The 16,795-nt window shown below is 70.9% G+C and carries 13 protein-coding genes; 3 read left to right on the top strand and 10 right to left on the bottom strand.

What is annotated here, in order from left to right:
- Positions 1-364: 364 nt before the first annotated feature.
- The 8 genes from hflX to miaB form a co-directional block, all read right to left on the bottom strand.
- Positions 365-1,858, bottom strand: coding sequence for a GTPase HflX (hflX, locus tag ACY34J_RS22745; protein ID WP_462728462.1), 1,494 nt, complete (start codon positions 1,856-1,858; stop codon positions 365-367).
- A 120-nt stretch (positions 1,859-1,978) separates the two neighbouring features.
- Positions 1,979-3,454, bottom strand: coding sequence for a M1 family metallopeptidase (locus ACY34J_RS22750; protein ID WP_462728463.1), 1,476 nt, complete (start codon positions 3,452-3,454; stop codon positions 1,979-1,981).
- 97 nt (positions 3,455-3,551) lie between these two features.
- The gene (locus tag ACY34J_RS22755) at positions 3,552-5,780 is read right to left on the bottom strand and encodes a RelA/SpoT family protein (RefSeq protein ID WP_462728464.1); all 2,229 of its coding nucleotides are present in this window, start codon (positions 5,778-5,780) and stop codon (positions 3,552-3,554) included.
- A gap of 191 nt (positions 5,781-5,971) precedes the next feature.
- Positions 5,972-6,871, bottom strand: coding sequence for a diaminopimelate epimerase (gene dapF / locus ACY34J_RS22760; RefSeq protein WP_462728465.1), 900 nt, complete (start codon positions 6,869-6,871; stop codon positions 5,972-5,974).
- Positions 6,872-6,947: 76 nt separating this feature from the next.
- Positions 6,948-7,412 carry a hypothetical protein gene (locus tag ACY34J_RS22765; RefSeq protein WP_462728466.1) on the bottom strand — a complete coding sequence of 155 codons (465 nt, stop codon included), beginning with the start codon at positions 7,410-7,412 and terminating at the stop codon, positions 6,948-6,950.
- An 80-nt stretch (positions 7,413-7,492) separates the two neighbouring features.
- On the bottom strand, positions 7,493-8,431 hold the full coding sequence (gene miaA, locus ACY34J_RS22770) for a tRNA (adenosine(37)-N6)-dimethylallyltransferase MiaA (RefSeq protein WP_462728467.1): 939 nt from the start codon (positions 8,429-8,431) through the stop codon (positions 7,493-7,495).
- A 498-nt stretch (positions 8,432-8,929) separates the two neighbouring features.
- On the bottom strand, positions 8,930-9,640 hold the full coding sequence (locus tag ACY34J_RS22775) for a class III extradiol dioxygenase subunit B-like domain-containing protein (protein ID WP_462728468.1): 711 nt from the start codon (positions 9,638-9,640) through the stop codon (positions 8,930-8,932).
- Between the two features lie 82 nt (positions 9,641-9,722).
- On the bottom strand, positions 9,723-11,243 hold the full coding sequence (miaB, locus tag ACY34J_RS22780; RefSeq protein WP_462728469.1) for a tRNA (N6-isopentenyl adenosine(37)-C2)-methylthiotransferase MiaB: 1,521 nt from the start codon (positions 11,241-11,243) through the stop codon (positions 9,723-9,725).
- 158 nt (positions 11,244-11,401) lie between these two features.
- Here miaB and ACY34J_RS22785 point away from each other — a divergent pair, with 158 nt between their 5' ends.
- Positions 11,402-12,403: a TAXI family TRAP transporter solute-binding subunit gene (locus tag ACY34J_RS22785; protein ID WP_462728470.1), complete on the top strand. Its 1,002-nt coding sequence runs from the start codon at positions 11,402-11,404 to the stop codon at positions 12,401-12,403.
- A gap of 78 nt (positions 12,404-12,481) precedes the next feature.
- Here ACY34J_RS22785 and ACY34J_RS22790 read toward each other — a convergent pair whose 3' ends face one another.
- Positions 12,482-13,891: a sensor histidine kinase gene (locus tag ACY34J_RS22790; RefSeq protein ID WP_462728471.1), complete on the bottom strand. Its 1,410-nt coding sequence runs from the start codon at positions 13,889-13,891 to the stop codon at positions 12,482-12,484.
- A 23-nt stretch (positions 13,892-13,914) separates the two neighbouring features.
- On the bottom strand, positions 13,915-14,637 hold the full coding sequence (locus ACY34J_RS22795) for a response regulator transcription factor (RefSeq protein ID WP_462728472.1): 723 nt from the start codon (positions 14,635-14,637) through the stop codon (positions 13,915-13,917).
- Between the two features lie 307 nt (positions 14,638-14,944).
- On the opposite strand from ACY34J_RS22795, the gene ACY34J_RS22800 reads away from it, so the two are divergent.
- Both ACY34J_RS22800 and ACY34J_RS22805 read left to right on the top strand, forming a co-directional pair.
- On the top strand, positions 14,945-15,721 hold the full coding sequence (locus ACY34J_RS22800) for an amino acid ABC transporter ATP-binding protein (RefSeq protein WP_462728473.1): 777 nt from the start codon (positions 14,945-14,947) through the stop codon (positions 15,719-15,721).
- A 45-nt stretch (positions 15,722-15,766) separates the two neighbouring features.
- Entirely contained in the window at positions 15,767-16,690 is a 924-nt protein-coding gene (locus ACY34J_RS22805; RefSeq protein WP_462728474.1) for a glutamate ABC transporter substrate-binding protein, read from the top strand.
- Positions 16,691-16,795: the final 105 nt, after the last annotated feature.

A 16,795-nucleotide genomic window follows, 5' to 3' on the forward strand; every position in this document is an offset into this window, starting at 1 on the left:
CGCCCTCTGCACCGCAACAGGCTGACCCTCACAAGATCGCCAACAGAGTCCTGGCATTGCAACTAGCCCCGGACTTCGCAGGTCACCCGATCGTGAAGATCAAGTGGTCGTAGTCGATCACTCGCCAATCGGGACCGTAGCGACGATAGCGGTCACCGTCCGGCTCGGTCGAGATCGGACACCGAGAGGCCGCTGCGGCGAACCTTTTCGGTGACCTGCGAAGTACGGGAACTATGCCGCGTCAGCCGACTGACGGCGGCAAGCCCCGAAGACAACAAGGCCCGCCCCCACCGATTGGTGGGGGCGGGCCTTCGTCGTACCCGTGGTCCTCGGGGCCGTCAGCTGCCGGTCGGTCCGGTGTCCGTCAGCGCTGCCCGGCCAGGGCGTACGGCTGAAGTTCCGCGGCCAGCTCCTCATGGACGCGCGCCTTGAGGAGCGTGCCCTTCTCGGTGTGCTCGGCGGAGATCACCTCGCCGTCCGCGTGCGTGCGCGAGACCAGCTGGCCCTGCGTGTACGGCACCAGCACCTCGACCTCGACCCGCGGCCGCGGCAGCTCGGCGTCGATGAAGTCCATCAGCTCGTCGATGCCCTGCCCGGTACGGGCCGACACCGCGAGCGCGCGCTTCTCCATGCGCATCAGCCGCTGGAGCACAAGCGGGTCCGCCGCGTCAGCCTTGTTGATCACCACGATCTCGGGCACGTTGACGGCGCCCACATCGCGGATCACTTCGCGCACGGCCGCGAGCTGCTCCTCCGGAGCCGGGTGCGCACCGTCCACCACGTGCAGGATCAGGTCGGCGTCGCCGACCTCCTCCATGGTGGAGCGGAAAGCCTCGACGAGGTGGTGCGGCAGGTGCCGTACGAACCCGACCGTGTCGGCGAGGGTGAAGGTCCGCCCGTTGGGCGTCTCGGCCCGGCGCACGGTCGGGTCGAGGGTGGCGAACAGCGCGTTCTCCACCAGGACTCCCGCACCCGTCAGCCGGTTGAGCAGCGAGGACTTCCCGGCGTTGGTGTATCCGGCGATGGCGACCGAGGGCACCTTGTTGCGCCGGCGCTCCTGCCGCTTGATGTCGCGGCCGGTCTTCATCTCCGCGATCTCCCGGCGCATCTTCGCCATCTTCTCGCGGATCCGGCGCCGGTCCGTCTCGATCTTCGTCTCACCGGGGCCACGGGTGGCCATACCGCCGCCCGAAGAACCGGAGCCACCGCCACCCATCTGCCGGGACAGCGACTGACCCCAGCCGCGCAGCCGCGGCAGCATGTACTGCATCTGCGCCAGCGAAACCTGCGCCTTGCCCTCTCGGGACTTGGCGTGCTGGGCGAAGATGTCGAGGATCAGGGCGGTGCGGTCGACCACCTTGACCTTGACAACGTCCTCGAGGTGGATGAGCTGGCCCGGAGTGAGCTCACCGTCGCAGACGACGGTGTCGGCCCCGGTCTCCAGCACGATGTCGCGCAGCTCCTGGGCCTTGCCCGAGCCGATGTACGTGGCCGGGTCCGGCCTGTCGCGGCGCTGGATGACGCCCTCCAGCACCAGCGCGCCCGCGGTCTCGGCGAGCGCGGCCAGCTCCGCGAGGGAGTTCTCCGCGTCCTGCACGGTGCCCGAGGTCCAGACGCCGACCAGCACCACACGCTCAAGGCGCAGCTGCCGGTACTCGACCTCGGTGATGTCCTCAAGCTCGGTGGAAAGGCCCGCAACGCGGCGCAGCGCCGCCCGGTCCGAGCGGTCGAACTGATGGCCGTCCCGCCCCTCGTCGATCGCGTGGCCCCAGGCGACGTCCTCTTCCATCAGGGCGTCGGCCCGAAGGCTTGCGGAGAAGCGCTGGGCGTCCTGGGAAGGGGAAGAAGAGGAGGTCATTTGATCCTTACGTCGATGGGATTCTCATCGGGGACAACAGCGACCGAGTTCGGAAGATTCCCCGCCCGGCCTCGCCTCGCGTCGCCGACGTGAAGATGGTCCCACGGCGGACCGCGGCCGTCACCTGTGTTTTCCGTGCACCACAGTGTTCGCCGGCGCGGCAGGCGGGTCGGTCTTCCAGTCGGGGTGGCCGGGCATCGGCGGAGTCTTGGTCCCGTACAGCCACGGCCGCAGAAAGCCCGAGAGGTCCTGTCCGGAGACTTCGGAGGCGAGCGCGATGAAGTCGGCGGTGGAAGCGTTGCCGTCCCGGTGCCGGCTGACCCAGGCGCGTTCGAGCCGGTCGAAGGCCGCCGCGCCGATCCGCTGCCGCAGGGCGTAGAGCACCAGCGCGGCACCGTCGTAGACGACCGGACGGAAGATGCCGATCTTCTGGCCGGCGCCGGATGGCTTGGGTGCGGCGGGTGGCCCGCCGGCGGCGCGCCAGGCGTCGGACCGGGCGTAGGCCAGACGCATCCGCTCAGTGAGCGGCACTCCGGCCTTCTCCTGGGCATACAGCGCTTCGTACCAGGTGGCGTGGCCTTCATTCAGCCATACGTCGGACCAGCGGGCCGGGCTGACGCTGTTGCCGAACCACTGGTGGGCCAGCTCGTGCACCATGATCGATTCGACGATCGGCTGCGCCCGCCCGGTGGTCGTGAACAGGCTGCGCTCGAAGAGCGAGAGCGTCTGGGTTTCCAGCTCGAAGCCGGTGCGGGTGTTGGCGATCAGCACTCCGTACGCCTCGAAGGGGTACCGGCCGACCTTGTGCTCCATCCAGGCGATCTGCCCAGGGGTTCTGGCCAGCCAGTCGGCCAGCCGCGCTTTGTCCGCCGCCGGGACCACATCGCGGACCAGGAGCCCGTGCGGGCCGGTGTGCCGGAGTACGGCGGAGCGGCCGATGGAGACCTGCGCCAGTTCGGTGGCCATGGGGTGGGCGGTGCGATAGGTCCAGGTGGTGGAGGTCGTACCGGGGGTCCGGTTCAGAGGCAGTCCGCCCGCGACGGCGACGAGGTGGTTGGGGGCGGTGATCCGGAAGGTGAAGACTGCCTTGTCGGAGGGGTGGTCGCTGCAGGGGAAGACCCGGTGGGCGGCGTCGGCCTGGTTGGCCATGGCCAGCCCGTCCTCCGTCCGCACCCAGCCGCCGTCCGCGCTGGCACGCGGATCGCTGGTGTGCTCCACGGTGATCCGCATCCGCGTGCCGCCACGGACCGGTCTCGTGGGAGTGACGGCCAGGTCCTCGCCCGCGGTCGCGAAACGTGCGGGCTTGCCGTTGACGGTGACGGACCGTACCTCCCCGCGGGCGAAGTCGAGGTTGAAGCCCCTCAGCGGCGAGGTGGCGCGGGCGTCGATGCGCGTGACCGCCCGCAGCGGCTTGGTGTTGTCACCGGTGTAGTCGAAGGCGATGTCGTAGGCCAGAACGTCGTACCCGGGGTTTCCCAGGTGTGGGAAGAGCCCGTCGCCGATCCCCAGTGGAGTGGGCGCCGGCACACCGGCCGCGACGAGGGTGGCCATGGCGGCAGCGACGAGGGCTGCCCTGCGCTGTGGGGATCGGATCATGTCCTCATCGGTATCAGCGCACGTGATGCCTGTTGCGGCGCCGCGCGCCGCTCCACCCGAACGGGCGGATCCGGGAACCGCTCGGGACCGCCGCCACTCAGGTCGTGGCCCGCCGCACCGCGGGGGCGGGGCTCTGGGCGCGAGACACGTCGTACACCCCAGGCACGTTGCGCATGGCGCGCATCAGGGCGGGGAGCCGGGCGGCATCGGGGAGCTGCAGGGTGTAGGTGTGGCGGACGCGTTGCTGCCGGGGCGGTTCGATGGCTGCGGAGACGATGGTGGCGCCCTCCAGCGCGATGACTTCGGTGAGATCCGCGAGCAGGTGGGGCCGTCCGAACGACTCCGCGAAGAGCGTGACCCGGTAGTCGCCCATGGCCCCGTCTGCCTGGCCGCGCCAGTGCACCGGGACGGTACGGTGCCCGGACAGGGTCATTCGCACCACGGCGGGGCACTGCGAACGGTGGACGGTGACGGTTCCGCCGCGGACGGCGAAGCCGGTGACCGCGTCCGGCGGCACAGGGGTGCAGCAGCCCGCGAGCCGTACGGTCGCGCCCGGCAGGTCCGCAACGGCGGCCACACGGGTCACCCTGCCCGCTCCGTCCCCGCTCTCCCCATCAGCCGCCGCTCGCCCGCGCTCCGCGGACGGGCCTGCCGCGGGGGCGCCGTCAGTCCCGGTTCCGTCGGCCGCCACCGGATCGGCCGGGGCCGCAGGGTCCTTCGGATGCTCGGGGTGGGCCCGCAGCCAGCGGCTGATGGCGATCCGGGCCGCCGGGGTGCGGGCGTGCTCGAGCCACTCCGGGGAAGGCCCCGCGGACGAGTCCTGGGTCATGATCACCTGGAGGGTGTCACCGTCGCCGAGGACAGTGGCGAGCGTCGCGAGACGGCCGTTGACGTGCGCCCCGACGCAGGCGTGCGCGGCCTCACCGTGCAGCGCGTACGCCGCGTCCACGCAACTGGCCCCGGCCGGGAGGCGGAAGGCCCCGCCATCGGCCCGGAACACCGTGATCTCCCGGTCCTGCGCGAGGTCGTCACGCAGCGAGGTCCAGAACGTGTCCGGGTCGGGGACCGCCTGCTGCCACTCCAGGAGCCGCGAGAGCCAGCCGGGACGGGTGGGGTCGGCACGCTCGCCGTCCGCCGCCTCGCCGCGGTCCCACGTGCCGGAGGCTGCGGATGCGTCCGTGGCCTCGGGTGGCGCGGCGTACGGGTTGCCGAGGGCGACCACGCCGGCCTCGGCGACCCGGTGCATCTGGTGCGTACGGATGAGGACTTCGGCGACCTCGGCGCCGGGCCGGGTGGCCACGGCGGTGTGCAGCGACTGGTAGAGGTTGAACTTGGGAACGGCGATGAAGTCCTTGAACTCCGAGATGACCGGTGTGAAGCAGGTGTGCAGTTCACCCAGGACCGCGTAACAGTCGGCGTCCTCAGCGACGAGCACGAGCAGCCGTCCAAAGTCGGTACCGCTGAGCTCGCCGCGTTTGAGGCGTACCCGGTGGACCGAGACCAAGTGCCGCCGTCTGAGGAGGACTTCGGCGGCGATCCCGGCCTCGCGCAGCACCGACCGCACCTCCCGCGCGATTCCGGCCAGCGGATCGGGGCGCCCCGCGTTCTCGAGCACCAACTCACGTGCCAGGGCGTACTCCTCGGGGTGGAGGATGGCGAAGACCAGGTCCTCCAGTTCGGTCTTGAGAGCCTGGACCCCGAGCCGCTCGGCGAGCGGGATGAGGACGTCGCGGGTGACCTTGGCGATCCGTACCTGCTTCTCCGGGCGCATCACTCCGAGGGTGCGCATGTTGTGCAGGCGGTCGGCGAGCTTGATGGACATCACGCGGACGTCGTTGCCGGTGGCGACGAGCATCTTGCGGAAGGTCTCCGGCTCGGCCGCCGCGCCGTAGTCCACCTTCTCGAGCTTGGTGACGCCGTCGACGAGATAGCGGACCTCCTCGCCGAACTGCTCCCCCACCTGCTCCAGCGTCACATCCGTGTCCTCGACCGTGTCGTGGAGCAGCGAAGCGGTCAGCGTCGTCGTCTCGGCGCCGAGTTCGGCGAGGATCAGGGTCACGGCCAGCGGGTGCGTGATGTACGGCTCGCCGCTCTTGCGCATCTGACCGCGATGGGAGGACTCGGCCAGGACATACGCCCGGTGCAGGGGGCCGAGGTCAGCCCTCGGATGGTGTGCGCGGTGCACCTTCGCCACGTGTTCGATCGCATCCGGCAGCCGGTGCCGGGGTGCGGGACCCAGCGCGGCGAGGCCGAGTCTGCGCAGGTCGATGCGGGGGCGGCCGCGCCTGCGGCCGAGAGGACCAGGGTTGGTGGCCTCTGCGCTCATGGGCACCTCCGGCGGCGTCGACCGGCGGGGCTGCTCCGGGCCCGTGCCCGTCGGCGTCCCGTCGGGCATCCGGATCCGGGCGCCCCAGGACGCCCGGTGGGCGCCCAGGCCGGTAGTTGATGCTACCGAGCCCACCACCTAGCGGAGTACGGCTCTCGCTGAGCGTGAACCAGATCACCCATCCGAGCGAATCAGACGAATGCCGTGGCGATCCACGCGGGGTCGATGACGCCTTCGGCCACGATCTCGGCGGGGCCGGTCATCTCGATGGTGCCGTCGGGCTGCTCGGAGATCACCAGCCGCCCGCCGGGGACGTCCACGGTGTACGTGGCGGGGCGGCCGGTGTCGGCCGGGTCGACGCCGTCGCGGCGGGCGGCGGCGACCATCACGGCGCAGGCGCCGGTGCCACAGGAGCGGGTCTCGCCGGAGCCGCGCTCGTGCACGCGCATCGCGACGTGGGACGGACCGCGGTCGACGACGAACTCGACGTTCGTACCGTCCGGGTACGCGCTCGCGGGCTGCACCTCGGGAGCTGTGAGCAGGTCCCCGGCCTGGTCGAGGTCATCGACGAACGCGACGGCGTGCGGATTGCCCATGTTGACGTTGCGGGCGGCCCAGCGGCGGTCCCCGACGGCAACGCTGACCTCGCCCTCGGGGAGGAGGGCCTTGCCCATACCGACGGTGATGTCACCGTCTGCGGTGGAGCCGCCCTGGGGCGCCGCCTTGGCGATGTGCACATGGCGCACTCCGGCGCGGGTGGCGATCGCCAGGTCGCCCGCGTCGGCGAGGCCCGCGCGCTGCAGGTAGCGCGCGAAGACGCGGACGCCGTTGCCGCACATCTCGGCGATGGACCCGTCGCTGTTGCGGTAGTCCATGAACCACTCGGCCTCGGCGGCCATCCCGGCCGCCTCGGGGTGGGCCTCGGACCGTACGACGCGCAGCAGACCGTCTCCCCCGATGCCGGCCCGCCGGTCGCAGAGACGGGCGACGGCCGCCGCGGGCAGGTCGAGGCTGTTGTCGGGGTCGGGAACGATCACGAAGTCGTTCTCGGTGCCGTGGCCCTTGAGGAAGCGGATCTGTGCGGTGCTCACCCCACGATCCTAAGGGGCGGCGGTCCGAGGGGCCCGCTCGCGGCGGCGGGCGCTGCCCCGGCCTCGGCGGGAGCCGTCAGCGCAGGCGGGCGACCCGCCAGATGGCCAGGGCGGCGACCGTGCCGACGATCACGACGTAGCAGGCGACCACGCGCCAGTCCGGTCGGGCGCCGGAGCCCCGGGGCGGCAGGCCCGGCCAGGTGTAACCGACGCGCCGGGCGGCCATCATGCCCCACCCCGCCGCGCAACTGCTGATCAGCAGGCCGAGCATCGCCACGACCGCCCCGCCGTCGCCGAATTCGAAGGCGAGCGGGAAGGCGAACATCAGCGACCCGAGAGCCGCGAGCCCGACGATCGGTGCGAGCTGCCAGATCCGCAGCCGCCGCGGCGGGCGGAGTTCGCGGAACGACTCGCCGCCGGGGACCACGCTGTCGGGCCCGTCGGGTGTAAGTTCTTCCGGCTGTTCGCCCTGCGGCAGCGGCTGATCCGGTCTGTCGCGAGGGCCGGCCTCCATCGCCACGCGCCCTCCCAACTCAGACATCACGGCTCGATCGAAGGTCGATGATGACACGCCCGCCGAGGCCCGGAAGACGGCTGGAGCGTCCCGATGCCATCACGTGATCAGGCTGTGACCGCCCGTTCGACCAACGTCAACGCCTCACCCGGAAGTTCCGGAATCCGGTCGCCGGCGCCGCAGAGCCAGTGCACGCGGGGGTCGCGGCGGAACCACGAGTCCTGCCGGCGTGCGAAGCGTTTGGTGGCGCGTACGGTCTCTGCGCGCGCCTCCTCCTCGGTGCACTCCCCCGCGAGGAAGGCGAGGACCTGCTGGTAGCCGAGGGCCCGGGAGGCGGTACGGCCCTCCCGCAGCCCCACTGCCTCCAGCGCGCGCACCTCGTCGACGAGCCCCGCCTCCCACATGCGGTCCACCCGCGCCGTGATCCGCTCGTCCAACTCGGGCCGCTCGACGTCGACTCCGATCTGGATGGTGTCGTAGACCGCCTCGTGCCCCGGCAGATTCGCCGTGAAGGGGCGGCCCGTGATCTCGATGACCTCCAGCGCGCGCACGATGCGACGGCCGTTGCTGGACAGAATCGCCCGCGCGGCCTCTGGGTCGGCGGCGGCGAGCCGGGCATGCAGCACGCCGGAGCCGTGAGCCTCCAGTTCGGCCTCGAGCCGGGCGCGTACGTCCGGGTCGGTGCCCGGAAATTCCAAGGCGTCGATGGCCCCGCGTACGTACAGTCCCGAGCCGCCGACGAGGACCGGAGTGCGCCCCTCTGCGAGCAGCCGGTCGATCTCCCGCCGAGCCAGCCGCTGGTACTCGGCGACGCTCGCCGTCTCGGTGACGTCCCAGATGTCGAGCAGCCGGTGCGGCACCCCCTTCCGCTCGGCAGGTGTGAGCTTGGCGGTGCCGATGTCCATCCCGCGGTACAACTGCATCGAGTCGGCGTTGATGACCTCGCCGTCGAGGTGCTGGGCGAGGGCGACACCCAGATCGGACTTTCCGGCCGCGGTGGGCCCGACAACGGCGATGACCCGCGGCGCGGGCGTTGTGCTTCTCACCGCCACAGTCTCCCAAACCTCCAGGCCTCTCCTCGAACGAGTGACGTGACGGCCTGCCCCCGGGGGTCGTTGCCTGTTTCGAGGTTCCACAGGCCGGTATCCGGGCGGGCGCCACAGGGCGAGCAAGCAGGCGCCCCCGATCGGCGCGGTGATCGCCCACACGAGTACGGGATGGAGTTGTTATGGGTATTTTCGCTCGATTTCGCCGTCGTTCGTCCGAGGCGTCAGGCGGGGAGGCGGCGACCACCGCTCGGACGGGGGAAGCCGCGGAGCCCGCAGTCGAAGAGACGGTCAGAGGCATGACCTCACCCGAGTCGGGGGACGCGGTCGGAATCCCCAAGCAGCAGTCCGCTGAGGAGGCTGCCGACAGCGAGGCCGGTGAGACCGCTCGCCCGTAGTCGTCGGGGCTGATCGCGGAACGAGACGCATGGCCGCGAAGCCCCTGGTTTCGCGGCCGTCTCCGTGCCCGGCGCCGGGGCCTTCGTGACGGACCGGCGGCTACGACCAGCTGGCGACGAAGTAGCCGACGCCGTACGGAGCGTCGTCGTAGAGCAGCTTTCCGCTCAGCCCGGCCCCCTCACCCGCACCGGCGAGGACCTGCCAGGGGGCGCGGCCCACGGCCTTCAGCTCGGACGCCAGCTCCTCGTCCAGCGCCATCAGCGCCACCGTGTCCGCCGCTCCCAGCGCGCGTGCGGCCTCCGCGTCGAACCCGGCTGCCCGGTCGTCGAGGTAGCCGGGCGCCTTGACCGTCCGGCAGGCGCTGCCGTCGCCCATGACCAGCAGAGCGATCCGCTCGGCACCGGCCACGATCTCGCGGCCCGTCTGCGCGCACCGCTCCGCGGCGAGCGGTTCTCCGACTCCCAGCCCCTCAACCGGGGCCGCGTCCCAGTCCGTACGCTCCAGCAGCCAGGCGGCCACGGCGAGCGACGGCGGCAGCGGCTCCTGGGCGCCGTGGCCTCCCGCTCCGAGACGGACCTCGTGGTCGACGCCGAAGCCGCGGAAGGATCCGGTCGCGCCCTGCGGGTACGGGCCCCGGGCATTCTGCTCCGCGGGACCGATCACCACGAGGCGGTCCGGGCGGGCTCCGGCGAGCACGGCGACGGCGTCGACGCAGGCGGCGCGCAGCGGCTCGAGCTCGTGTGCGGCACCGGCCGCGACCTGCGGAACGAGGAGTGGCGGACAGGGGCAGACAGCGGCGGCGACGAGCATGGGCCGCAGCCTATCTCCGGGCTCCCGGCGAATGCGTGCTGCCAGCGGTGCGGGCGACGGGTCTGTGGACGCTCGCGCGGGTTCAGTCGCAGCCGCAGCCCGCGGCAGGCACCGCCGGGGCGGGCGCCGGGACGCCCACCGTCGGCAGGCCGAGCATCACGCCCTTCGGCGCCGGGGGCGCCGCGTTGCGCATCTCCCAGGCGTCGCCCGCGCGCGTACGGCGCACGCCCTTCGCCGGGCCTTCGGCCAGCAGGTGGTGCGGCGCTGCGTAGGTGATCTCGACGGTGACGACATCGCCCGGGCGGACCGGCTCCTCCGGCTTGCTGAAGTGCACCAGCCGGTTGTCGGGCGCGCGGCCGGACAGCCGGTGGGTGGCCTCGTCCTTGCGACCCTCGCCCTCGGCGACCAGGACCTCCAGCGTCCGGCCCACCTGCTTCTTGTTCTCCTCCCAGGAGATCTCCTCCTGGAGGGTGACCAGCCGCTCGTAGCGCGCCTGCACGACCTCCTTCGGGATCTGGCCGTTCATCCCGGCGGCCGGCGTGCCGGGGCGCTTGGAGTACTGGAAGGTGAAGGCCTGCGCGAAGCGGGCCTCGCGCACGACGTGCAGCGTCTGCTCGAAGTCCTCCTCGGTCTCTCCGGGGAAGCCCACGATGATGTCGGTGGAGATGGCGGCGTCCGGCATCGCGGCGCGCACCTTCTCGATGATGCCGAGGTAGCGGTCCTGCCGGTACGAGCGGCGCATCGCCTTCAGTACGGCGTCGGAGCCGGACTGCAGCGGCATGTGCAGCTGCGGCATGACGTTCGGTGTCTCGGCCATGGCGGCGATGACGTCGTCGGTGAAGTCGCGCGGGTGCGGTGAGGTGAAGCGGACCCGCTCCAGGCCCTCGACCTTTCCGCAGGCGCGCAGCAGCTTGCTGAAGGCCTCGCGGTCGCCGATGTCGGAGCCGTATGCGTTGACGTTCTGGCCAAGCAGCGTGATCTCGGTGACGCCCTCGGCGACAAGCGCCTCGACCTCGGCGAGGATGTCGCCCGGCCGCCGGTCCTTCTCCTTGCCGCGCAGCGCTGGGACGATGCAGAAGGTGCAGGTGTTGTTGCAGCCGACGGAGATGGAGACCCACGCGGCATAGGCGGACTCACGGCGGGTCGGGAGCGTGGAGGGGAACTGCTCCAGCGACTCGGCGATCTCGACCTGCGCCTCCTGCTGGACGCGCGCCCGCTCCAGCAGCACCGGCAGCCTGCCGATGTTGTGCGTGCCGAAGACGACGTCCACCCAGGGCGCCTTCTTGACGATGGTGTCGCGGTCCTTCTGGGCCAGGCAGCCGCCGACGGCGATCTGCATCCCGGGCCGCTTGGCCTTGATCGGGGCGAGCCGGCCGAGGTTGCCGTACAGCCGGTTGTCGGCGTTCTCCCGGACCGCGCAGGTGTTGAAGACGACGACGTCGGCTTCGCCCTCCGCGGTGCCCTCGGGCGCCCGCACATACCCGGCGTCCTCCAGCAGACCGGAGAGCCGCTCGGAGTCATGGACGTTCATCTGGCACCCGTAGGTGCGCACCTCGTATGTCCCCTTGACGTCCACTGCCTGGCTGCGGTCGCTGCTGCTCATGCCACAAGGGTAGGCGGTGCCGGAGCGTCTCCCGACCGCCGAGCCCAGCGCGGACTCTGCGCTGAACCGGCGCTTTGATGGCGCCAAGGTCATCGTGATCAAGTGGCCCGGCCCACATGCCTGGCCCTCTCGGGGAGTGGGCTGGCAGGATCGCGCGCATGGCCACAGCACTCACCAGAACCATCTGCAGGCGTCGCGCCGTACAGGCCGCGGGCGTCGGCGCGCTGGTGCTGGCGCTGCTGCTGTGGTGGCTGGTGCCCTTCGGGAAGGGCACCTCGCCACGGGGGACGGTGGTGTTCACCACAGGTGTGCCCACGGGGGTGTACGCGCGCTACGGCGAGCTGCTCAAGCGCTATCTGGCCAAGGACCTCCCGGACGTGGACGTGCGGCTGCAGTACAGCGAGGGGTCCGTGCAGAACATACGGCGGGTGGTCGCGGGCAAGGCCGGCTTCACCATAGCCACCGCCGACGCGGTCGCCGCCTACCGCGACAAGGGCGGCAAGGGGGCGGAACGGCTGCGGGCATGCGCCCGGCTGTACGACGACTACATGCAGCTCGTCGTCCCGGCCGGTTCGTCGGTGCGCAGTGCCGCCGACCTGCGCGGGCGGCGGGTCGCCGTCGGGCAGCCGGGCTCGGGCGTGAACCTGATAGCCGGGCGGTTGCTGCGGGCCGCGGGGCTGGATCCGGAACGCGACATCAAGCCGGTGCGGGTGGGGATCGACAAGATGCCCGAGTTGCTGCGCGAGGGGAAGATCGACGCCTTCTTCTGGTCCGGAGGGCTGCCGACGGGCGCGGTCTCAGACCTCGCGGACGACTTCCGGATCCGGCTCGTACAGCTCGGCGACCTCGTCGACAAGCTGCAGCGGCAGGGCGCGGCCACGCGCTACTACCGGGCCGCGGTGATGCCGGCCGACGCGTACCCCAAGGTGCAGAAGGGGGAGGCGGTGAAGACGATCGCGGTGGCCAATCTGCTGGTGACCACGGACCGTACGGATCCTGGGCTCACCGAGGGCATCACCCGGACGGTGATCGACAGCCGCGACCGGATCGGCAGCCGGGTGCACGCCGCGCAGCTGGTGGACCTGCGGACGGCGATCTTCACCGATCCGCTGGCACTGCACGAGGGCGCACGCCACTACTACCGCTCCGTGAAATCCTGACAGCACGCCGCTCCGGGCCCCGACGGGATCGTGCGGCCGGCCACCCCCGCCGCACAGGAGAAGGGCCGGAGCCACCGGTCAGTTCTGCGGCGCCGTACGCGGGACGGTCAGCGTCACCCGCAGGCCGTGCGGCTCGTTCGGCGCGTAACCGATCGAGCCGCCACCGGCCGCCAGCAGCACACGGGAGATGGACAGCCCCAGCCCCGAACCGGAGACGTTCTGGTGGCGGCTGCTGCGCCAGAAGCGGTCGCCGATGCGAGCCATCTCCTCGTCGTTCAGCCCCGGCCCCTCGTCGGCGACCGTGACGGCGGCCGTCTCCCCGTTCGCTCTGACGGACACCGTCACCCCCTTCCCCTCGGGCGTGAACTTCAGCGCGTTGTCGACCACCGCGTCCAGCGCGCTGGACAGCGCCACCGGGTCGGCCCACCCGGTCGCCCCGCACGGCCCCTCGTACGCCAGGCTGACGCCCTTCTCGTCCGCGACCGGCCGCCAGGCGCCGATCCGCTCCTTCGCCAGCTCGGCGATGTCCGTGAGCTGGAGGTCCGCGGCCGCGTGCTCGGCCAGGGCCAGGTCGAGGAGGTCGTCGAGCACACGGGCCAGCCGCTTGCCCTCCGTACGGACCGAGGCGATCTCCTCATTCCCCTCGGGAAGTTCGAGCGCGAGCAGTTCGATCCGCAGCAACAGCGCCGACAGCGGATTGCGCAGTTGGTGGGAGGCGTCGGCGACGAACGCGCGCTGCTGCTCCAGGACCTGCTCGACGTTGTCGGCCATCTCATTGAAGGAGCGGGCCAGCCGGCGCAGTTCCGGCGGCCCCCCGGCGGCCGCGACCCGGGAGTTCATCCTGCCCGTGGCGATGTCGTGCGTGGCCGCGTCCAGGATGCGTACGGGTCGCAGCACCCACCCCGTGAGGCGGACGGCCGCCCCCACCGCGAGCAGCATCGCCGCGAACTCGCCCGCGGCGATCCAGACCCAGCCGTGCAGGATGCGGGAGCGCATCTGGCCGGTGGGCGAGTCGGTGAACACGACCGCGATCACATCGCCGTCCCGGACCACCGGAGAGGCGACGGCCAGCCGGCCCTCCTGCCATGGCCAGACCTGGTGCGGGTCGTGGCTGCGGCGGCCGGCGAGGGCCTCACGGAAGGCCTGGGCGCCCTCGCCCTTGTCGGGTACGGCCCAGCCGCGCGGAGCCACGGCCATCGCCGTCCGGTCGCGGTAGAAGACACCGGCCCGGATGCCGTACAGGCCGTGGTAGCGGATGAGTTCGGAGCGCAGCGTGGCCAGGCGCCCGCTCTCGTCACCGGGGCCCTCGGCCGCGGGCCGGGCGGTCACGAACTGGGCGAGGGCCGCGAAGCGCGCCGTGTCGTCGATCCGGTCGACGACCACCCGCTGCTGCTCGGCCGCGGCCAGGCTTCCGGCGAGCGGGAACCCGAGCGCGAGCAGCACGCCCGCCATGAGGACGATGAGGAGCGGAAGAAGTCGGGTGCGCACCTGGCCGTACGGTCCTTTGGTCCCTAGGCCTGGACAGCCGGGGCGACGAGCCGGTAGCCGACCCCGCGCACCGTCTCGATCAGGGCGGGCATCCGCAACTTGGAGCGCAGAGAGGCAATGTGCACCTCGAGGGTGCGTCCGGTGCCCTCCCAGCTGGTGCGCCACACCTCGCTGATGATCTGCTCGCGCCGGAAGACGACGCCGGGGCGCTGGGCGAGCAGCGCGAGCAGGTCGAACTCCTTACGGGTCAGCGATACGAAGGCTCCGTCGACGGACACCCGGCGCGTGGGGAGTTCGATCACGACGGGGCCGATGCGCAGCGGCTCGGCCGGGCCGTTGGCCGTGTCGTCGGAGCCACTGCCGCCACCGCCCTCACCGGTGACGGTGCGGCGGCTGACCGCGTGGATACGGGCCAGCAGTTCGCCGGTGTCGTACGGCTTGACGACGTAGTCGTCGGCGCCGAGGTTCAGGCCGTGTATCCGGGAACGCACGTCGCTTCGGGCCGTCACCATGATCACGGGGGTGCTGGTGCGCGCACGGATCTTGCCGCAGACCTCGAAGCCGTCCCGGTCGGGCAGGCCGAGGTCGAGCAGTACGACACCGAAGGGCGCGCCCGCGTCGGGCAGCAGCGCCTGGAGGGCCTCTTCGCCGCTGCGGGCGTGGGTGACCTCGAAGCCGTGCCGTGCCAGCACCGCGGACAGGGCCGCGGCGACATGGTCGTCGTCCTCGACGAGCAGCAGTCTCATCGGTCCCCCTTCCTCCCCGGTTGCGGTGCCATTCCGTCCATATTGTCCGTTTCGCACATTCGGTGGTGCTGTGCTCTCAGGGCATCCAGCCCGATGCCCGCGGCGCACGTCAAGAGCTGTCCGGCCGCAGGCAGCCATCCGTTACGGAGACGGTAAGAAACGGGTCATGCGTGGATGCTTTCCACCGTCACCCACGGTCGCGGCCGGTAGCCGTATCGTTATGCTCAATTTCCGCTCAGATGTAATGACGCTGATCCGCGCGGCTCACTAAGGTCCTCCCAACCGAGGAGGACGGAGCAACAAGCCGATGACCGACGTATCGGTGACCAAGGACGCCGTGTCCGCGGCCGACGACCTTGTCGTGCTGAGCAATGTCAACAAACACTTCGGCGCGCTGCATGTACTCCAGGACATCGACCTGACCATCGCGCGCGGCGAGGTGGTCGTCGTCATCGGACCGTCCGGGTCCGGCAAGTCGACGCTGTGCCGCACGATCAACCGGCTGGAGACGATCGACTCCGGCAGCATCACCATCGACGGGAAGCCGCTGCCGCAGGAGGGCCGCGAGTTGGCCCGGCTGCGCGCCGACGTCGGCATGGTCTTCCAGTCCTTCAACCTCTTCGCGCACAAGACGGTGCTGGAGAACGTGATGCTGGGCCAGCTCAAGGTCCGGCGCACGGAGAAGAAGGCGGCGGAAGAGAAGGCCCGCGCCCTGCTCGACCGGGTGGGCGTCGGCACCCAGGCGGACAAGTACCCGGCGCAACTGTCCGGCGGGCAGCAGCAGCGCGTGGCGATCGCCCGCGCCCTGGCCATGGACCCCAAAGTCATGCTCTTCGACGAGCCGACCTCCGCCCTCGACCCGGAGATGATCAACGAGGTGCTGGAGGTCATGCAGCAGCTCGCCCGGGACGGCATGACGATGGTCGTCGTCACCCACGAGATGGGCTTCGCCCGCTCCGCGGCGAACCGCGTCGTGTTCATGGCGGACGGCCGAATAGTCGAAGAGGCCACGCCCGACCAGTTCTTCAGCAATCCGCGCAGCGACCGCGCCAAGGATTTCCTGTCGAAGATCCTGCACCACTGACGGCCCAGCGTCCTGCCCACGCCTGACGAGACAAAGGATGTCCAGATGAAGTTCCGCAAGACCGCCGCCGCGGCGTTCGCCGTCCTCGCCCTCACCGCCACCGCCACCGCGTGTGGCGGAAAGGAGGGCGCGGCGGGCGACAAGCAGTCCGCCAAGCCCGGTGACAAGAACGCTCCCAAGGCTCCGACCTACACGGTGGCCAAGGACGTCAAGCTGGACTCGGCGACGCTGAAGAAGGCCCAGAAGCGCGGCAAGATCATCATCGGCTCCAAGGCCGACCAGCCGTACCTCGGCTTCGAGGACCAGGCCACCAAGGAGCGCTCCGGCTTCGACATCGAGATCGCCAAGATGCTCGCCGCCGACCTGGGCTTCTCCGAGGACCAGATCGAGTGGAAGACGGTCGACTCCGGCGTTCGCGAGACCGCGATCTCCAAGGGCCAGGTCGACTTCTATGTCGGCACGTACACGATCAACGACGAGCGCAAGAAGCTCGTGGGCTTCGCGGGCCCGTACTACAAGGCCGGCGCCGACCTTCTCGTCCGCAAGGACGAGAAGAGCATCCAGGGCAAGGACTCCGTCAAGGGCAAGAAGGTCTGCTCCATCGTCGGGTCCACCCCGCTGCAGGAGATCAAGAAGCCGGAGTACGGCGCCAAGGTCGTCGAGCTCGCCAAGTACTCCGACTGCGTGCAGCAGCTGCTCACCCAGCAGGTCGACGCGGTGACCACCGATGATGCGATCCTCAAGGGCTACGCCGCCCAGAACCCCGAGAAGCTGCGGGTGGTCGGCAAGCCGTTCACCGACGAGCCGTACGGCGTCGGCCTGAACAAGTCCGACAAGGCGCTGCGGGACTTCTTCGCCGACAAGCTCGAGGCGCACGCAAAGGACGGCACCTACAAGAAGATCTACGACGCCACGCTCGGCCTGTCCGGCTCGGCGTTCGTCGAGCCGCCGGCCGTCGAGCGCTACTGATCGGCACTGCACGATCCGTACCGCCGGTGACCGAACGGCCCCGTGCGCCCGCCTCCGGGCGTGCGCACGGGGCGCGGTGCTGACCCCTGTCTGCCCTCTGCTGCC

Source organism: Streptomyces sp. HSS9-12, from assembly GCF_054963655.1.

Excerpts from the sequence above, each read along its gene's own strand:
- hflX (WP_462728462.1), bottom strand. The coding sequence starts at position 1,858 with ATGACCTCCTCTTCTTCCCCTTCCCAGGACGCCCAGCGCTTCTCCGCA.
- ACY34J_RS22750 (WP_462728463.1), bottom strand. The coding sequence starts at position 3,454 with ATGATCCGATCCCCACAGCGCAGGGCAGCCCTCGTCGCTGCCGCCATG.
- ACY34J_RS22755 (WP_462728464.1), bottom strand. The coding sequence starts at position 5,780 with ATGAGCGCAGAGGCCACCAACCCTGGTCCTCTCGGCCGCAGGCGCGGC.
- ACY34J_RS22765 (WP_462728466.1), bottom strand. The coding sequence starts at position 7,412 with ATGTCTGAGTTGGGAGGGCGCGTGGCGATGGAGGCCGGCCCTCGCGAC.
- ACY34J_RS22775 (WP_462728468.1), bottom strand. The coding sequence starts at position 9,640 with ATGCTCGTCGCCGCCGCTGTCTGCCCCTGTCCGCCACTCCTCGTTCCG.
- miaB (WP_462728469.1), bottom strand. The coding sequence starts at position 11,243 with ATGAGCAGCAGCGACCGCAGCCAGGCAGTGGACGTCAAGGGGACATAC.
- ACY34J_RS22785 (WP_462728470.1), top strand. The coding sequence starts at position 11,402 with ATGGCCACAGCACTCACCAGAACCATCTGCAGGCGTCGCGCCGTACAG.
- ACY34J_RS22795 (WP_462728472.1), bottom strand. The coding sequence starts at position 14,637 with ATGAGACTGCTGCTCGTCGAGGACGACGACCATGTCGCCGCGGCCCTG.
- ACY34J_RS22800 (WP_462728473.1), top strand. The coding sequence starts at position 14,945 with ATGACCGACGTATCGGTGACCAAGGACGCCGTGTCCGCGGCCGACGAC.
- ACY34J_RS22805 (WP_462728474.1), top strand. The coding sequence starts at position 15,767 with ATGAAGTTCCGCAAGACCGCCGCCGCGGCGTTCGCCGTCCTCGCCCTC.